Annotated in this window: 12 protein-coding genes; 10 read left to right on the forward strand and 2 right to left on the reverse strand. The window is 73.6% G+C overall.

Annotation, left to right across the window (positions count from 1 at the left end; translation table 11 throughout):
• Positions 1-46 precede the first annotated feature (46 nt).
• Positions 47-1,276, reverse strand: coding sequence for a C39 family peptidase (locus QWY28_RS16625; RefSeq protein ID WP_300953684.1), 1,230 nt, complete (start codon positions 1,274-1,276; stop codon positions 47-49).
• 108 nt (positions 1,277-1,384) lie between these two features.
• Between QWY28_RS16625 and cysS the strand changes: the two genes are divergently transcribed.
• Genes cysS through QWY28_RS16640 form a run of 3 tightly spaced genes read left to right on the forward strand, consistent with a single transcriptional unit; the run spans position 1,385 to position 5,255 of the window.
• Complete coding sequence (cysS, locus tag QWY28_RS16630) at positions 1,385-2,782, forward strand: cysteine--tRNA ligase (RefSeq protein WP_300953685.1); 1,398 nt, start codon at positions 1,385-1,387, stop codon at positions 2,780-2,782.
• Positions 2,782-3,720, forward strand: a complete 939-nt coding sequence (rlmB, locus tag QWY28_RS16635; protein WP_300953686.1) for a 23S rRNA (guanosine(2251)-2'-O)-methyltransferase RlmB — start codon at positions 2,782-2,784, stop codon at positions 3,718-3,720. The genes cysS and rlmB overlap by 1 nt, the downstream gene beginning before the upstream one ends.
• An 11-nt stretch (positions 3,721-3,731) precedes the next feature.
• Positions 3,732-5,255 (forward strand): metallophosphoesterase family protein, encoded by a 1,524-nt coding sequence (locus QWY28_RS16640; RefSeq protein ID WP_300953687.1) that lies wholly within the window; start codon positions 3,732-3,734, stop codon positions 5,253-5,255.
• 4 nt (positions 5,256-5,259) lie between these two features.
• On the opposite strand, the gene QWY28_RS16645 is transcribed toward QWY28_RS16640, so the two are convergent.
• Complete coding sequence (locus QWY28_RS16645) at positions 5,260-6,468, reverse strand: GNAT family N-acetyltransferase (protein ID WP_300953688.1); 1,209 nt, start codon at positions 6,466-6,468, stop codon at positions 5,260-5,262.
• A gap of 42 nt (positions 6,469-6,510) precedes the next feature.
• Here QWY28_RS16645 and QWY28_RS16650 point away from each other — a divergent pair, with 42 nt between their 5' ends.
• From QWY28_RS16650 to QWY28_RS16680, 7 genes are all read left to right on the forward strand, one after another.
• Positions 6,511-7,671 carry an acyl-CoA dehydrogenase family protein gene (locus QWY28_RS16650; protein ID WP_300953689.1) on the forward strand — a complete coding sequence of 387 codons (1,161 nt, stop codon included), beginning with the start codon at positions 6,511-6,513 and terminating at the stop codon, positions 7,669-7,671.
• A gap of 128 nt (positions 7,672-7,799) precedes the next feature.
• Complete coding sequence (locus QWY28_RS16655) at positions 7,800-9,287, forward strand: ABC transporter substrate-binding protein (RefSeq protein ID WP_300953690.1); 1,488 nt, start codon at positions 7,800-7,802, stop codon at positions 9,285-9,287.
• Positions 9,288-9,444: 157 nt separating this feature from the next.
• Positions 9,445-10,980 carry an ABC transporter substrate-binding protein gene (locus tag QWY28_RS16660; RefSeq protein WP_300953691.1) on the forward strand — a complete coding sequence of 512 codons (1,536 nt, stop codon included), beginning with the start codon at positions 9,445-9,447 and terminating at the stop codon, positions 10,978-10,980.
• 3 nt (positions 10,981-10,983) lie between these two features.
• Positions 10,984-12,954, forward strand: a complete 1,971-nt coding sequence (locus QWY28_RS16665) for a branched-chain amino acid ABC transporter permease (RefSeq protein WP_300953692.1) — start codon at positions 10,984-10,986, stop codon at positions 12,952-12,954.
• The gene (locus tag QWY28_RS16670) at positions 12,947-13,897 is read left to right on the forward strand and encodes an ABC transporter ATP-binding protein (RefSeq protein WP_300953693.1); all 951 of its coding nucleotides are present in this window, start codon (positions 12,947-12,949) and stop codon (positions 13,895-13,897) included. Before QWY28_RS16665 ends, QWY28_RS16670 begins: the two co-directional genes overlap by 8 nt.
• Positions 13,894-14,601, forward strand: a complete 708-nt coding sequence (locus QWY28_RS16675) for an ABC transporter ATP-binding protein (RefSeq protein ID WP_300953694.1) — start codon at positions 13,894-13,896, stop codon at positions 14,599-14,601. Before QWY28_RS16670 ends, QWY28_RS16675 begins: the two co-directional genes overlap by 4 nt.
• The gene (locus tag QWY28_RS16680; RefSeq protein WP_300953695.1) at positions 14,598-16,391 is read left to right on the forward strand and encodes a choice-of-anchor P family protein; all 1,794 of its coding nucleotides are present in this window, start codon (positions 14,598-14,600) and stop codon (positions 16,389-16,391) included. The genes QWY28_RS16675 and QWY28_RS16680 overlap by 4 nt, the downstream gene beginning before the upstream one ends.
• Positions 16,392-16,406: the final 15 nt, after the last annotated feature.

The following is a 16,406-nucleotide window of genomic DNA, read 5'->3' on the forward strand; positions in this document are numbered from 1 at the left end:
CCGCGACGCCCCTCGGCGAGGAGCCCGCTGCTCGACTCGCGGTGGACTACCAGGTGCCGTTGGAGGCCGGGAGCGGGTGGGCGTCGTCGTGGATGACGTAGGCGAGCCCGCCGGAGGTGGGCAGCCAGGCCGACTCGAACTGGCCGCGGTCGTAGGTGCGCCGGACGCCGGCGTTGGTGGGGGCGGCGGGGTCGTTGACCACCACGTCGCCGGCCTGGGTGAAGCCGACGATCACGAGCAGGTGGCCGTTGGTCGCCGAGATCGGCGCGCCGGACAGCTCCCCGCGACCGAACGAGACCGACGCGACGACGGGGATGCCGGCCTTCACGAGCCGCTCGGCCTCGCGGAGCGAGCGCAGGCGGGTGACGAACGCGTGGCCGGCCAGCGGGGCGGCGTACGCGGTGTTGAAGGGCCAGTTGCCGGTGCCGCGGTACGCCGCGTCGTACGTCATCCGCGCGGCGTGGTCGACCCACGGGTCCTGGTGACCGCTGCCGACCCAGGCGCGGTCGGCCGCCGCGGGCAGCGCGTCGTAGTAGCCCAGCACCATCGAGGTGGACGTCGGCGAGCACCACGCCTCGCCGCCGCCGCCCCACTGCGGGGAGTGGCCCTCGTGGATCATCTGGCTGTAGCGCGGGACGTCGAGCACCACGCCGCGGGCGACGCCCGGCTTCGACGTCGCGACCTCGCCCGCCGGCAGGCGCGAGGCGACCGCCCCGACGGTGTCGACGACCGCCTTGGCGGCGGTCCCGGTGCGCCGGGCGAGGGAGACGCGCAGCTGGTAGGACGTCAGGCCGCGCGCCGCCTTCCAGGTGTCGACGGCGACGTCGGCGAGGTCGTCGCCCTGGCCGCCGACGCTGGTGCGGCGGGTGAACTCGTCGCCGGAGGTCCACCGGCCGAGGACGTCCCAGCTCGACTGCCCGCCGCCGGCGGCGCGGCCGCGGACCGACACCTCCACCCAGCTGTCCCCGCTGGTGGTCGCCGACCAGGAGCCGATCAGCTCGGTCAGCGCGAAGCCCGGCTCCGTCCACGGCGAGAGCCAGTGCCCGACGTCGTACGCCGACCCGTCGACCTTCCGCCGGCCCGAGGGTGCCTTGGTCTGGACGAGCGTCCCGCGGGTGACCCGGGTGCCGTCGAGACGCCCGGAGCGCAGCTCGGCCGGGCTGTCCCACTGGGTGTAGGCGATCGGCCGCGCGGGCGCCGCGGAGGCGGGCGCGGGCACCGCCGCGAGGAGCGAGCCGGTGAGCACGAGGGGGAGGAGGGGGAGGAGCCGCCGCATGGTGCCACGGTATGTCACACCCGTCCCAGGAGTCACAGGAACGAGTCGGTCCCCGAGGCGGCCGCCGGGGATGCGGGCCGCGCCCCGCCGCGTCCCTAGACTGGCGGGGTGACCCTGAGGCTCTACGACACCGCGACGCGCGAGGTGCGCGACTTCGTCCCCCTGGAGGAGGGGAGGGCGGGTGTCTACGTCTGCGGTCTCACGGTCCAGTCCGAGCCCCACGTCGGCCACGTCCGCTCGGGCGTCAACTTCGACGTCCTCCAGCGGTGGCTGCGGCACAGCGGCTACGACGTCACGTTCATCCGCAACGTCACCGACATCGACGACAAGATCCTCGGCAAGGCCGAGGCGCTCGGCCGCCCGTGGTACGCCCACGCCGCGACGATGAAGCGCGAGCTCGACGCGGCGTACGCCGCGCTGAACGTCGCCCCGCCGACGTACGAGCCCGCCGCCACCGGCCACGTCCCGGAGATGGTCGAGCTGATCGAGGCGCTCATCGAGAAGGGCCACGCGTACGCCGCCGAGGACGGCTCCGGTGACGTCTACTTCGACGTCCGCTCCTGGCCGGCGTACGGCGAGCTGACCTCGCAGCGCATCGACGACATGGAGGCCGCCGAGGACGCCGACCCGCGAGGGAAGCGCGACCCGCGCGACTTCGCCCTGTGGAAGGGCCGCAAGGAGTCCGAGCCGTCGACGGCGTCGTGGCCGAGCCCGTGGGGTCGCGGCCGCCCGGGCTGGCACATCGAGTGCTCCGCGATGGCCGGCAAGTACCTCGGCAGCGCCTTCGACATCCACGGCGGGGGCGTCGACCTGCGGTTCCCGCACCACGAGAACGAGCAGGCCCAGTCGCGCGCGGCCGGCCACCCGTTCGCGTCGTACTGGATGCACAACGCCTGGATCACCACCGCCGGCGAGAAGATGAGCAAGTCGCTCGGCAACAGCCTGACCATCCCGTCGGTGCTCCAGCGCTTCCGCGGCATCGAGCTGCGGTTCTACCTCGTGGCCTCCCACTACCGCTCCCACGTCGAGTTCAGCTTCGAGGCGCTCGAGGAGTCCGCCGCCGGGTTCCGCCGGGTCGAGGGCTTCCTCGACCGCGCCGGCGAGGTCGAGCCCGGCGCGCTGCCGCAGGGCTTCGTCGACGCCATGGACGACGACCTGGGTACGCCGGCGGCGGTGGCCGTCCTCTACGACGCCGTCCGCGAGGGCAACCGCCTGCTGCAGGCCGGCGACGCGGCCGGGGCGCGCGAGCGGGCCGGCGCCGTGCGCGCCATGCTCGGCGTGCTCGGCCTCGACCCCGCCGACCCGGCCTGGGGCGCCTCGTCGCGCGCCGAGGACAAGGCGCAGGCGGCGCTCGACATGCTCATCAGGGCTCGGATGGACGAGCGGCGGGCGGCGCGGGAGAACCGTGACTTCGCGCTCGCCGACGCGATCCGCGACGAGCTCAAGAACGCGGGGATCTCCGTCCAGGACGGTCCCGACCGCGACTACCAGTGGAGTCTTGACTGATGCCAGGGAACAGCCAGCGCAAGGGCGCGATCCGCAAGACCAGCAAGGGACCCACCGCGGGCTCGGGCGGTCGGGTCAAGCGCGGCCTCGAGGGCAAGGGCCCGACGCCGAAGGCGAAGGACCGGCCCTACCACAAGGCCTACAAGGACGCGCAGCGCAGCGAGCGCCGCGCCCCCACGCGGACCCGCAAGAAGACCAGCGACGTCGAGTGGATCGCCGGTCGCAACGCGGTCGTCGAGGCGCTGCGCGAGGGCGTGCCGGTGACCGCCGTGCACGTGGCCGAGGGCGCCGAGCGCGACGGCCGCCTGCGCGAGGCCTTCCGGCTGGCCTCGGAGAAGGGCATCGGCCTGCTCGAGGTGCCCCGCGGCGAGCTCGACCGGATCACCAGCGGCGCGGTCCACCAGGGCCTGGTCGCCAAGATCCCGGCGTACGAGTACGCCCACCCCGACGACCTGCTCGAGGCGGCCGCGGCGAACAACGAGAAGCCGCTGATCGTCGTGCTCGACCAGATCACCGACCCGCGCAACCTCGGCGCGATCGTCCGCTCGGCCGCCGGCTTCGGCGCCCACGGCGTCGTCATCCCCGAGCGGCGGGCGGCCGGCATGACGGCCGCGGCGTGGAAGACCAGCGCCGGCGCCGCGGCGCGGATCCCGGTCGCGCAGACCGTCAACCTGGTCCGCCAGCTCAAGGCGTACCAGGACGCGGGCTGCATGGTCATCGGCCTGGCCGCCGACGGCGACGTCTCCCTGCCCGACCTCGACCTCGCCGACGGCCCGCTGGTCGTGGTGGTCGGGGCCGAGGGCGGCGGCCTCTCCCGGCTGGTCGAGGAGACCTGCGACCAGATCGTGTCGATCCCGATGGCCAACACCCTGGAGTCGCTCAACGCCGGCGTCGCCGCGTCGGTGACGCTCTACGCGATCGCGCAGGCGCGCGCCTGACGGTGCCCCGGGTGCCGCGTCGCGTCCTCACCACCACCGTCGCGGTGGTGGTGTGGGCGGTGCTCGCCGTGGCGGTCGGCCTGACCCTGTTCCTCGCCGACGCCCGGACGGTCTCGCTGGCCAGCCACGACGCCGTGGTCAGGCCGACCCTGGACGGCACCGTCGTGGTCCGCACGGGGCCGGTGCTGCCGGACCTGCGGCTGGACTCCGGCTCGCGGATCGGGGTCGACGTCCGGCTCGGCAAGACCGAGGCCACGACCCTGGACGAGCTGGTCCAGCGCTACGCCTACATCGGCACCCAGCCCGAGGGGCCGCGGGTGCGCGTCACCGGGGTCGTCGCCTCGATGGCCCGCGACGCCGCGGTCCGGGGCGGCGTCATCGCCCTGGTCCCGCTCCTCGTGTGGGCCGCGGTCGGCCGCGACCGCCGCCGTGAGCTGCTGCGCCGCGGCCGCTCCTGGCGCGGAGCAGTCGCCGTCGTCCTCGTCGCCGGCCTGGTCGTCGTGCTGCTCGAGCCGTGGCGCTCCGACGACGAGCCGGTCGACGACGCCCGCGCCTGGGTGCCGTTCGCGCAGTGGCTCGGTGCGTCCGTCCCGCTGCCCGAGGAGCTCGCCGGCCTGGAGGTCCGCGGCGACGTCACCACCTCCCAGACCAAGCGGCTCGTCGAGAGCGCCGTCGACACCTACATGCGGAGCAAGCAGTGGTACGCCGCGGCGGCCGAGGACGCCGCCGGCCTCGACGTGCGCGAGCCCGCCGAGGACGAGACTGTCGCGCTCCTCGTCTCCGACCGCCACGACAACATCGGCATGGACGAGGTGGCCCGCGCCATCGGCGACGCCGGCGGCGCGACCGCGGTCCTCGACGCCGGCGACGACACCTCCACGGGCAAGCCGTGGGAGGCCTTCTCCCTCGACTCGGTCACCGCCGCCTTCGAGGACCTCGACCGGTACGGCGTCGCGGGCAACCACGACCACGGCAGCTTCGTGCGCGACTACCTGGCCGACCGCGGCTGGACGATGCTCGACGCGAGCGACGGGGAGGTCGTCGACGGGCCCGGGGGCGCACCGCTCATGGGCGTCGACGACCCACGGTCCAGCGGCCTCGGCGCGTGGCGCGACGAGACCGAGCTGTCGTTCACCGACGTCGGCGAGCGGCTCGCCGACGTAGTCTGCGACGCCGACGAGCGGGTCGCCACCGTGCTGGTCCACGACGCCAACCTCGGCCGCGAGGTGCTCGACCGCGGGTGCGCCGACCTCGTCGTCGGCGGCCACCTCCACGTCGCCAGCGGACCCGAGCAGGTGGTCGGCGAGAACGGCGAGGTCGGGCACAGCTTCACCACCGGCACGACCGGCGGGGCGGCGTACGCCATCGCGATCGGCTCGAAGATCCGGCGCACCGCGTCGGTCACGCTGATCACCTACCGCGACGAGCGGCCGGTCGGGCTCCAGGAGGTCGACCTGCTCACCAACGGCGTCTTCGAGGTGGGGGAGTACGTCGAGCTGTCCTACGACGCCCCGGCCGTCGCCGCCGCTCAGTAACGGCTCAGTAGTAGTCGCGCACGTGCGCGGGCCGGCCGCGCAGCAGCACGTCGAGCACCGCGTCGTCCGCCGCGCTGCCGCCGAGGTGGCCGGCCAGCCGCAGGTTCGCGGAGTCCTGCGTGCCGGCGTAGGCCAGCGCCAGCCCCTGCGGGGTGTACGTCGCCGCGTCGGCCGGCACCTCGGCGGCCGTGCACGTGCTGACCCCGTCGCGGACGACCAGCCGGTAGCCGCCGTCCATCACCCCCAGCACGTCGCCGGCGACCCGGAACGCCACCTCCCACGAGCCCGGCGCCAGCCGCAGCCCGGTGAGCGCGCGGGCCGGGTCGTGCACGCGCAGCATGTAGGGCCGGTGCACCACCCGGCGCCAGGCGTAGGCCGGCAGCACCAGCCGCGCCGCGTCCGCGCCGGAGGTGGTGAGCCGGACGGTGCGCGCGACGGTCGCGAAGGAGCCCAGCACCCGCCACAGCGCCCGGTGCGCGTCGCCGGTCAGGCCGACCAGGTCGTGGACGGTGATGACGGCCGACTCGTCGTAGCCGGTGCCACGGTCCCACGAGGCGAAGCCGGTCACCCGGCCGTCGGCGTCCTCGGCGACGGTGATGGCGGTGACCTCGTCGAGCAGCTCGGCGTCGGTGGCGGTGTCGGACGGGCCGCGGCGGGTCAGCGGGCCGTTCTGGGCGGCCGCCCACGCGTCGTACACCGCCCGGACCGCGGGGACGTCGGCCACCGTCGCGCGGCGCACGGTCGTGCCGTCGGCCGGCGGGCGGACCGCGGCCAGGTCGGCGGTCAGCAGGTCGACGTCGTCGAGGGCGGTGACCACCTCGTAGCCCAGCCGGCGGTAGATGCCCGGGGCGGTCGGGTAGAGCGCGCTCAGCGCCTCGCCCCGCTCGGCCGCCTCGCCCAGCACGACGCGGAACAGGTCCGCGAGCATGCCCTGGCCCCGGTGCTCGGCGGCGACCGCGACCCCGGCGATGCCGCACGTCGGCACCGCGGCCCCGTGGAACCACGAGCCGAGCTCGAGCCCGATGACGCGGGCGAGCAACCGGTCGCCGTCGGGGCCGGTGGCGAAGGTGCCCCACGAGTGCCGCCCCGGCGGCGGCCAGCCCTCCGCGGTCGGCGGGCGCCAGCCCTCGGGCGGGGCGCCGAACGCCTCCTGCCCCAGGGCGAGCGTCTGCCCCAGGTCGTCGGCGGTCAGCAGGCGGGTGGTGCGGGTCATGGCGGCGAACCTACGGCGTCCCGGCCGACCTAGGCTGGGCGCATGCCGACGAACGTGGAGAGGCTCCTGCCGGGCGAGGACGCGGAGGCGCTGCTGGACCTGGCGCGCTCCATCGCGACCGAGAAGCTCGCGCCTCAGGTCGCCGAGATGGAGGAGCGTGCGGAGTTCCCCGCCGAGGCCTACGCGCTGCTCGGGCGGGCCGGCCTGCTGAGCCTGCCGTTCCCCGAGGCCGACGGCGGCGGCGGGCAGCCCTACGAGGTCTACCTGCAGGTCATCGAGGAGCTCGCGACCGCGTGGCCGAGCGTCGGCGTCGGCGCCTCGGTGCACTCCCTGACCGCCACCGTCGTCGCCGCCCACGCGACCGAGGAGCAGCGCGCGACCTGGCTGCCGCGGATGCTCTCGGGCGACTGGCTCGGCGCCTACTGCCTCTCCGAGCCCCAGGCCGGCTCCGACGTCAGCGCGATCGCCACCAAGGCCGTCCTCGAGGGCTCGCCGGAGGACGGGGAGTACGTCGTCACCGGCACCAAGCAGTGGATCAGCAACGGCTCGCACGCCGACTACTACATCCTCTTCGCGCGCACCGGCGAGGACCCCAAGCGCGGCCTCTCCGCGTTCGTCCTCCCCGGCGACACCTCCGGCGTGTCCTTCGGGGCGCCCGAGAAGAAGCTCGGCCTCCACTGCGACGTCACCACCCAGGTGATCCTCGACGGCGCTCGGATCCCCGCGGCCAACCGGATCGGGGAGGAGGGCGCCGGCATGCGGGTGGCCCTCTCCGCGCTGGACGCCGGCCGGCTCGGCATCGCCGCGGTCGCCACCGGGATCGCCCAGGCCGCGCTCGACCACGCGGTCGCCTACGCCCGCGAGCGGAGGCAGTTCGGCCGGGCGATCGGGGAGTTCCAGGGGCTGCAGTTCCTGCTCGCCGACATGGGCGCGGAGGTGGAACGGGCGCGGGCGACGTACCTCCACGCCGCGCGGCTCAAGGACGCCGGCCGCCCCTTCTCCCGCCAGGCGAGCATCGCCAAGCTGAGCGCCAGCGACGCCGCGATGCGGGTGGCGACCGACGCGGTGCAGGTGCTCGGCGGCAACGGCTACACCCGCGACTACCCCGTCGAGCGGCTCTTCCGCGACGCCAAGATCACCCAGATCTTCGAGGGCACCAACCAGATCCAGCGGATGGTCATCGGCCGCGACCTGCTCCGCTGACCCGGCCGCGCCGCCGCGGGGACGGGCGACAACCCACTCGGGCGGACGGCCAAACGTGTGGGCGCCGTCACCTTTGGTGACCGGCCTCGTTAGGAACTAGTACCTGTTCTAGTTCTTGTGGAGGACCCGTGCCCAGCCTTCGTCGTCACCGAGCCGGATCGGTCGCCCTCGGCGTCCTCGCCGGCGCGCTCACGCTCAGCCTCGCCGCCTGCGGGTCGCAGCTCGACCCGAACCAGGTGGTGGGTGCCGGCGGCACGGCGGCCGGCGTCCAGGGCGGCGCGGTCGCGGGCGGTGAGGTGCCGGGTGGCGGCACGGTGGGCGGCGACCTCGGCACGGGTGCCGGCACGACCGGCGGGACCACCGGGGGCACGACCGGCGGGACCACCGGGGGCACGACCGGGGCGTCCGGCTCGGGCGGCTCGGCGGGTGGCGCGCCGCAGCCCGGTGGCGAGAACGCGGCCGACGGCGGGACCAAGGCCGGCTCCTGCGACGGCTTCAAGAACCAGGTCGGGATCACCGACGACACGATCACCATCGGCAACGCCTCGGACATCTCCGGCCCGGTGCCGGGCATCTTCGAGTCCAGCCAGGACGCGGTGAAGGCGTACGTCGCCTACTTCAACGCCTCCACCGACATCTGCGGGCGCAAGCTGGAGCTGAAGTCCTACGACAGCCGCACCGACGCCGCGGCGGACCAGCAGGCCTACTCCGACGGCTGCGAGAACGTCTTCGCGATGATCGGGTCGATGTCGGCCTTCGACTCCGGCGGCGCGGCGGCCGCGCAGGGCTGCGGCCTGCCCGACATCCGCTCGGCCATGGTCACCAACGACCGGCAGGACTGTGGCACCTGCTTCGGCGCCCAGTCGACGGTCGCCAACCAGTTCCAGAACGCCGTGCCGGACTACGTGAAGAAGAACTTCCCGGACGCCGCCGCGAACGCCGCGATGCTCTACATCAACGCCGGTGCGGCCGCCGAGAACGGCAAGCTCCAGGCCTCCGCGATGACCCAGCGCGGCATGAAGTTCTCGATGGTCCAGGCGATCGACATCGCCGAGTTCAACTACGCCCCCTACGTCCAGCAGATGAAGGACAAGGGCGTGAAGTACGTCCAGATGATCGCCCAGCCCGCGCAGTTCGTGCGGCTCGCCGACGCCATGCAGCAGCAGGGCTTCAAGCCCGACGTCTTCATGATCGACCCCTCGGCCTACGACTCCGAGTACGTCGAGAGCGGCGGCTCCGCGGTCGACGGCACGACGGTGTTCACGAACTTCGTCCCCTTCGAGGAGGCGAGCAGCAACAAGGAGATGCAGACCTACGTCAGCTGGCTCAACCAGGTCCGCCCGGGTGCCGAGCCGTCGTTCTTCGGTGTCTTCTCCTGGTCGGCCGCCCGCCTGTTCGTCGAGCGGGCCGTCGCCCTGGGCGGCAAGCTCAGCCGCGAGTCCCTCGTCGCCGACCTCGGCAGGGTGTCGGACTGGACCGCCAACGGCATGCACGCCCCGCAGTACCCCGGCCCGCGCCGTACCGGCGACTGCTGGCGCTTCCTGACCCTCGAGGGCAGCAGGTGGGTGTCCGCGGGTGGCACGAAGTACACCTGCGCCGGCCTCACCACGGTCTGACCGGACCTGCGGACGACGACGGGACGGGGCCGTGACCGAGATCGGACGAAACTTGTCCGAAAAGTGGTCCATACCCGCGGGTAGGGCTTGTGATCCGCGTCACCTGGCCGGTTGTGTCTCGTTTGACCGGTACTCGTCCCACCTCGCGGAGGACCCCATGACCACCTCGCTGCGCACCCGTCCCCGGGTCCCGCACCTGCCTCGCCGGCGCCCCGCGCGCCGCGTCGCGGTGCTCGTCGCAGTCGTCGCCGCGGCCTCGCTGGCCGCGTGCGGCTCGCGGATGGACCCCGACACCGTGGTGGGGATGAGCGCAGGGACCGGCGCCGGCGCCGGCGTACCCGGCGCCGAGGGAGGCCTCGTCGGCGGCACCGGCGGCGACGCCGGATCCGTCCCCGGCACGGTCGGTGGCGGCGACCTCGGCGGTGGCGCCGGGTCGAGCACCGGCGGCACGGGCGGCGCGGGCACCGGCTCGACCGGTGGCGGTGACGCACCGGCGGCGGGCGCCCAGGGCGGCGGCGAGAACGCCGCCGACGGCGGGGTCGAGGCCGGCTCCTGCGACGGGTTCGAGAATCAGACCGGTGTCACCGACGACACGATCACGATCGCGAACGTCTCCGACATCTCCGGTCCCGTGCCCGGCATCTTCGAGTCCGCCCAGCAGGCCACGCAGGCGTACGCCGCGTACTTCAACTCCGCCGGCGACGTCTGCGGCCGCTCGCTGAAGGTGCTCGACCTCGACAGCCGCGCCGACGCCGGCGCCGACCAGCAGGCCTACGCCCGCGCCTGCGAGGAGGCCTTCGCCGCCGTCGGGTCGATGTCGGCCTTCGACTCCGGCGGCGCCCGGACCGCGCAGGACTGCGGCCTCCCCGACATCCGCTCCTACTCCGTCAACGGCGACCGCACCGCGTGCACCACCTGCTTCGCGGCGTACGCCGTCCAGCCGAACCTCGTGCCCAACGCGATGCCGCAGTTCTGGGCCAAGAAGGCTCCGGAGGCCGTGAAGTCGGTCGCGATGTTCTACGTCAACGCCGGCGCCGCCCCCGCGAACGCCGCCAACTTCCGCGCCGCCTGGGAGAAGAACGGCTGGGACGTCAAGGTCTTCGAGGCCATCGACACCGCCGAGTTCAACTACGCGCCGTACGTCCAGCAGGCCAAGGACGCCGGCGCCCAGCTGGTCAACTACACCGGGCCCTACCAGTTCACCGTCCGGCTCCAGCAGGCCATGAAGCAGCAGGGCTACGAGCCCGAGGTCTTCCTCCAGGACGCCACCGTCCACGACCAGCGCTACGTCGACGAGGCCGGCGCGGACGGCGACGGCACCTACGTCTACTCGCAGACGCCGCTCTTCGACGACTACTCGGTCGCCGAGATGAAGCTCTACCGGTCCTGGCTGCAGCAGGTCGACCCGGGCGCCCAGCCCAACACCTACGGCGTCTTCGCCTGGTCGGCCGCCCGCCTCTTCGTCGAGCAGGCCGTCGCGCTCGGCGGGAAGCTCACCCGCGCCTCGCTGGTCGAGCGGATGGGCGGCGTCAAGGACTGGACCGGCAACGGCATCCACGTCCCGCAGCAGGTCGGTGCGGAGACCACCGCCAACTGCGCCTCGATCATCCAGCTCAGCAACGGGACGTGGAAGAAGGTCTCGCCCGGCGAGTACCTCTGCGGCTCGATGACGAACACCGGCCTGGGAGGCTGACCGATGAGTTCCCTGCTGTCCTTCACCATCCTCGGGCTCTTCACCGGGGCGGCGTACGCCATCGCCGCCTCCGGCCTGGTGCTGACCTACACCACGACGCGGGTCTTCAACCTCGCCCACGGCGCCTTCGGCATGGTGATGGCGTTCGTCTTCTGGGACTTCTCCCAGCGGCAGGGGCTCAACCTGTTCCTCTCGCTGTTCCTGGTGCTCGGCGTGATCGCCCCGGCGATCGGCTGGGGGATCCAGCGGTTCGTGACCAAGGGCCTCGGCGAGGGCCCGGTCTCGGTGGCCCTGGTCGTCACGGTCGGCCTGTTCGTCGGCCTCATCGGCCTGGCCCAGCAGGTCTGGCCGCCGGAGCCGCGCACCGTCCCGCCGTTCATGGCGGCCTCGGGCATCCAGCTCGGCGACACCTACGTCACCGCGCACCAGATCATCACCATCGTCATCTCGATCGCCGTCGCGCTCGGCCTCTACGTCCTGCTCAACCGGACCCGCATCGGCACGGCGATGCGCGCCTCGGTCGACAACCCCGAGCTGCTCAAGCTCTTCGGCGGCAAGCCCGACACGGTCGCGGCGCTGTCGTGGGCGATCGGCATCAGCCTCGCGGCGCTCGGCGGCATCCTGCTCTCCAGCGTGATCGGCCTGTCCTACTACGACCTCACCCTCCTCGTCATCAACGCGTACGCCGCGGCGATGCTGGGCCGGCTCAAGTCGCTCCCGCTGACCTTCGTGGGGGCGATGGGGCTGGGCATCCTGCAGTCGTTCGCGGTGGCCTACCTGCCCAGCGACGGCTTCCTCGCCGGGACGCGGGCGGTCGTGCCGGCGCTGTTCCTGTTCGTGGTGATCGTGGCGATGCCGCAGGCGCAGCTGCGCATCGGCCAGGTCAAGGGCATCGTGTCCGCGCCGCTGCCCTCCATCACCAAGTCGGTCGGCTGGGGCGGCGCGCTGCTGGTGTTCGTGGCGCTGCTGGTCGGCGGCGGGATGTCGACGGCCAACCTGCTGCTGGTCGGCACCGCGGCGACGTACGCGATGGTCATGCTCAGCCTGGTCCTGCTGACCGGCTACGGCGGGCACGTCTCGCTGGCCCAGCTGACCTTCGCGGGCGTCGGCGCCCTGGCCTACGCCAAGCTCGAGCAGCCGAACCTCGCCGGCCTCTTCCTCGCCGCCGCGATCGCCGCCGGCGTCGGCGCCCTGGTGGCACTGCCGGTGCTGCGGCTGACCGGCCTCTACCTCGCGCTCTCCACGCTCGCCTTCGGCGTGCTCATGGACAAGATGATCTTCCAGGCGGAGTTCGCCTTCGGGTTCAACGGCACGCTCCAGGCGGGCCGGCTCTCGATCCTCGGCAACGCGATCGAGTCGACCGGCGGCTACGTGCTGGTGATGACGCTCTTCCTCGTGCTGATGGGGATCGGGCTGCTGCTCCTGCGGCGCGGCCCGCTCGGCCGCGTGCTCATCGCCATGCGCGACAGCCCGGCCGCCTGCGGGACGCTCGGGCTGGACATGCGGTGGTTCCGCGTGGGCCTCTTCGGCCTCTCGGCCGGCATGGCCGGCCTGGCCGGGGCGCTCTTCGCCGGGCTGCGCGGCACGATCGGCGCGGCCGACTTCCAGTTCTTCAACAGCCTGCCGCTGCTGCTGCTCGCGGTGGTCTTCGGCGTCACCTCGGTCACCGGCGCCACCCTGGGCGGGGTCGGGCTGATGCTGCTGCCGGTCATGCAGTCCAACAACCCCGGCATCGCCGGCCTGATCTTCGCGATCCTCGGCTTCGGCGCCGTCGCGCTCGGTCGCGACCCCAACGGCCTGGCGAACCTGCTCTTCGGGCTCGGCCGCCGCATCCAGACCGTCGTCGTGCCGCAGCTGCGCGACCGGCTGCCGGTCCTGCCCAGCCGCCGGGACGCCGACGCCGAGGACGGCGAGCTCGCCGACCTCCTGCCCGACACCCCTGACTCCACCGGGAAGGTGCCCGCCCATGTCTGACCAGCTGCCCCACGGCCAGCACGGCGGGGCGCACGTCCCGCTGCTCGAGGTCGACCACGTGGTCGTCCAGTTCGGTGGCGTCACCGCCGTCAACGAGGCGTCCTTCGTCGCCGAGGCCGGCCAGGTGACCGGCTTGATCGGGCCCAACGGCGCCGGCAAGACCACCTGCTTCAACGTGATCTCCGGCCTGCAGAAGCCGACCCGCGGCAAGGTCCGCTTCCGCGGCCGCAGCGTCACCGGCGCGCCGGTCCACCGCCGCTCCAAGCGGGGGATGGGTCGCACGTTCCAGCGGCTCGAGGCGTTCGGCTCGCTGACCGTGCGCGACAACGTCCGGGTCGCCCACGACATCCACCGCGGGATCGTCGGCCTCCTCCGGCCGGGCGCCAAGGACATCGACGCGCTGCTCGAGCGGGTTGGGATCGCGGAGTACGCCGACGAGCGGGCCGACTCGATCCCGACCGGCACCGCGCGGCTCCTCGAGCTGGCCCGCTGCCTGGCCGGCGACCCGCAGCTGCTGCTGCTCGACGAGCCCTCCTCGGGCCTCGACGAGTCCGAGACCGACGACTTCGGCGACCTGCTGCGCGACCTGGCCGCCGAGGGCCGCGGCATCCTCATGGTCGAGCACGACATGGACCTGGTCATGGGCGTCTGCGACACCATCCACGTCCTCGACTTCGGCTCGGTCATCGCCTCCGGCGCGCCCGGCGACATCCGCCGCGACCCGGCCGTGCAGCGGGCCTACCTCGGCTACTCCGACGAGGTCCCCGAGCACGAGCTCGTCGGTGCCTCCACCGGTGCGCACGTCGGCACCCACGTCAGCGCCGTCGAGGAGACCCGCACCGACCTGGTGCCGGTCGGCGCCGCCACCGACGCCACCACCGTCATCCCCGTCGTCCCTGCAGCGCCCCCAGTCCCCTCCCACGGCCAGGAGCCGCCGCGATGAGCATCCCCATCCTCGAGGTCGTCGACCTCCACGCGGCGTACGGCCGGATCGAGGTCCTGCGCGGCGTCGACCTCGCCGTCCCCAAGGGCGCCGTGATGGCGCTGCTGGGGCCCAACGGCGCCGGCAAGTCGACGTTGGTCAAGGTGATCTCGGGCCAGAAGAAGCCGACCTCCGGCGACGTCCACCTCGGCGGGGTCAACGTCCGCGGCGCGGGCTCGGAGGAGCTCGCCCGGCTCGGGCTGTGCACGGTCCCCGAGGGCCGGTCGGTCTTCCCGAACCTCACCGTGGAGGAGAACCTCCGCCTGATGTCGTACGCCGGGGTGTCGGCCGACGCGGTGCTCGAGACGGCGTACTCCTACTTCCCGCGCCTCTCCGAGCGGCGCAACCAGCTCGCCGGGACCATGTCCGGCGGCGAGCAGCAGATGCTGGCGATGTCGCGGGCGCTCGCCTCCGACCCGGCGCTCCTGCTGCTCGACGAGCTGTCGATGGGGCTCGCGCCCCTCATCGTCGACGAGCTCTACGACACCGTCGCGCAGATCGCGGAGTCCGGTGTCTCGATCCTGTGCATCGAGCAGTTCGCCCGCACCGCGCTGCGGGTCTCCGACTACGCAGCCGTCATGTCCGGCGGCCGCATCGTGGCCTCCGGCGAACCCGCCGAGGTCCTCGAGACCATGTCCGACGTCATCCTCGGAGGTGCCGCGTGAAGCGCACGCCGCTCAACCCGTCCAAGCGTGGGGTCCTGCCCCTCGTCGCCGGTGGCCTCGTCGCGGCCGTGCTGCCGCTCGGCGCCACGACCGCGTCCCCCGCGGCCGCCCAGCCGTCGGGTCCGTCGGGGAAGGAGACCCTCGACTACGGCTACAGCTCCGAGGGCACGGCGACGCCCATCAAGCTGGAGATCTTCGAGCCGGTGATCCCGATCCCGGCCACCCCGCAGTTCGAGCTCAACCTCGGCTACAGCAAGGTGACGGCCGACAGCAGCGGCGGCAAGGGCCGCGCGGCGTACCTCTGGCCGGGCGACTCGATCGGCGAGGGCCTCAAGACCGTCGTCGAGAACCTCGGGCTGCCGCCGGAGATCGCCAACCCGATCGCCGAGCAGGGCTACCCGATCCAGGTGAACTCCGCCTTCCCCGGCGGCCCCGAGTCCGAGGCGCAGGAGCCCTTCCCGGGCTCGGTGTCGCGGACCAGCGCGGGTGAGGGCGACGTCCGCGCCGCGTCCGGCTTCTCCAGCGACTGCGACGTCGAGGAGCCCGACGCCGGCGACGGTGGCGACGGCGGCGACGGGGGCGGCGACAGCCCGATCCCGGGCCTGCCCGAGATCCCGGGCCTGCCCACCGGCGGCCTCGACGGCCTGCTCGGCGGGCTGGCCAGTGGCCTCGGCGGGCTCACCGGCGGCTCGGGTGGCTCGGCCGGCAACCCGCTGAGCGACTTCGGCGCCGCGATCACCGGCCAGTCGGCCGCCACGGAGGCCGAGCGGCAGCAGCAGGCCGAGGAGGAGGCCGCGGCCTGCCAGATCCCCTCCGCCCTCAACGCGCTCGTCGACGTCGGCGGGATGATCTCCACCAGCCGGTCGCAGGTCGAGAAGGGCTCGGTCACCACCACGACCCGCTCCGCGCTCGGCGACGTCCGCCTGCTCGGTGGGATCATCACCCTCTCCGGCGTGACCGCCAAGGCCGTCACCAGCAGCGACGGCAAGGCGGAGAAGTCCTCCGGGAAGGCGCGCTACGGCACCCTCTCGATCGCGGGCCAGGAGTTCTCCATCGGCCCCGACGGCTACGAGGCCGTCGGCCAGGGCGGCGCGATCCCCGGGCTCTCCGACGACCCGGCCAAGGCGCTCGAGCAGCTGGGCGTCTCCATCACGCTCCCGAAGCCCCGGCTCGAGAGCGGCGGCAAGGCCGCCAGCGCCGAGATCGAGGCGCTCCGCGTCCAGGTCGACCTCGGCATCCTCAAGCCGGTCCTGTCCCAGATCCCGCTCGGCGAGATCCTCGCGCCGATCCCGTTCCCCGAGGAGGCGGCGATCCTCAAGAGCCTCCTCGGCGCCCTCAACCAGCTGTCCCCGCGGATCGTGCTGCACCTCGGTGTCGCCGGCAGCGAGGTCAAGCGGGCGCCCAAGCTCGACCTCCCCGAGGGCGAGATCCCCGACAACGACCCGTCCGGCGAGGGTGGCGGTGACAGCAGCGGCGGTGGCTCCGGCGGTACGTCGGGCGGCACCACCGGCAGCGGTACGGCCGGCACCCCCTCGTCCCCGTCCGACCTCGGCGCGGGCGACGCCGGCGGCGACTCCGCGCCGGCCGACGGCGACCTCGTCGACGCGGCGCCCGCGGGCGCCGGCCTCCCGCCGCTCAACTCCATCCCCGGTGCCCTGCTCTTCGGCGGCATCGCGCTGGCCGCGGTCGCGGGCAGCTACCTCCGCAAGATCGGCGCGCTCGCCCTCGGGGCCGGCGCCTCCTGCCCCCACGGCCTCGACAGCGGCCTCCCCGACCTCCGCAAGGCCTGACCCGCGCGGCTCCAC

This window comes from Nocardioides oceani (genome assembly GCF_030412965.1).
In the GTDB taxonomy this organism is placed as follows: Bacteria; Actinomycetota; Actinomycetes; order Propionibacteriales; family Nocardioidaceae; genus Nocardioides; species Nocardioides oceani.